The sequence below is a fragment of the Pseudoalteromonas sp. SG43-6 genome (genome assembly GCF_014164365.1).
Lineage (GTDB): Bacteria > Pseudomonadota > Gammaproteobacteria > Enterobacterales > Alteromonadaceae > Pseudoalteromonas > Pseudoalteromonas rhizosphaerae.
The window spans coordinates 1-1266 of record NZ_JACJEZ010000130.1; the positions used below are offsets into that span (position 1 = coordinate 1).

1 protein-coding gene is annotated in these 1266 nt (G+C 41.4%); it reads right to left on the reverse strand.

Annotated elements, in window-relative coordinates; translation table 11 throughout:
- Positions 1–8: 8 nt before the first annotated feature.
- Positions 9–1189 (reverse strand): IS3 family transposase gene (locus tag H5201_RS22410; protein ID WP_182785442.1). Its coding sequence is split into 2 segments (ribosomal slippage): positions 9–931 and positions 931–1189, totalling 1182 coding nucleotides; the frame shifts between segments, so codons are not numbered across the junction.
- Between the last annotated feature and the right edge of the window lie 77 nt (positions 1190–1266).

The following is a 1266-nucleotide window of genomic DNA, read 5'->3' on the forward strand; positions in this document are numbered from 1 at the left end:
TGTAGTGGTCAACTAATTTTGGCCACAGTTTTAGAATCTTTGTATCTAATCTCAGATTCATTTGGCGCTAAACCGGCATTATAATGATGCGGCCTAACGTTGTTGTAATATCCGTTGATATAATCACTAACGCTATATTTAGCATCTATAAAATTTCCATATCCAACCTTTGGCATCCATTCCGTTTTAAAGCTTCTAAAAAATCGCTCCATTGGTGCGTTATCCCAACAGTTTCCACGCCTACTCATACTTTGTTTGATTTTATAGCGCCATAAACGTTGACGATATTTTAAACTGGTATAGTGACTACCCTGGTCTGAATGAAACATCAGTCCTGTCGGTTTTCCTCTGCTTTCATACGCGAGTTCAAGCGCTTTTAGCGTTAAATTAGTATCTGGCGACAACGACATGGCCCAGCCAACGACTTTACGTGCAAATAAATCAATAATAACGGCTAAATAAGCCCAGCGATTACCTACCCAAATATACGTCACATCACCGCACCACACGGTATCTGGCTCAACAACATCAAATTGTCTATCAAGCAGATTTGGAATTTCAAGGTGCTCATTACCGCCGCGTTTATATGAATGTTGAGGTACTTGGCAGCTTTCAAGCTTTAATTTAACCATTAGCTTAGCAGCACGATAACGACTCAATTCAAAATCATTGTTCGTTGCTATTGCCGCGATTGTCCGCGCCCCAGCTGAGCCGCCGCTCATTGCATGTATGGCTTTAACTTCAGCTTCTAGCCTTACTTGCTCTGGTGTCGGCGTTGTATCCCGTATAGCCCAATATTTATAGCTGCTACGATGCACATTGAATACGTTACACAGCACGCTAATTGGGTAACGCTCTCGTTGATTTAGTTTCTCAATTAACGAGAATTGTTCAGGGAGTCGGACATCAAGAGAGCGGTAGCCTTTTTTAATATATCCTTTTCTAATTCAATGCGTTGGATTTGCTTTTTAAGTTCGCGGATTTCAATTTGTTCGGGCGTCATTGGCGAAGCAGATGGTGTCTGGCCACTCCGCTCTTGCTTTAATTGAGTAACCCACTTACTTACAGTTGATTTACCAACTCCCATAGCCTTAGCTGCATCTTCTTGCGTGTAGCCTTGGTCAACTACAAGCTGTGCGGTTTCTAATTTGATTGCCGCAGAATACGTTGCGCGTTTTAATTTCGTCATTTTTTCACCCAAATTTGTATGCTTATTAGCATAACATTTCTTTCTTAATGGGTGGCCAAATTAACTATGCCACTACA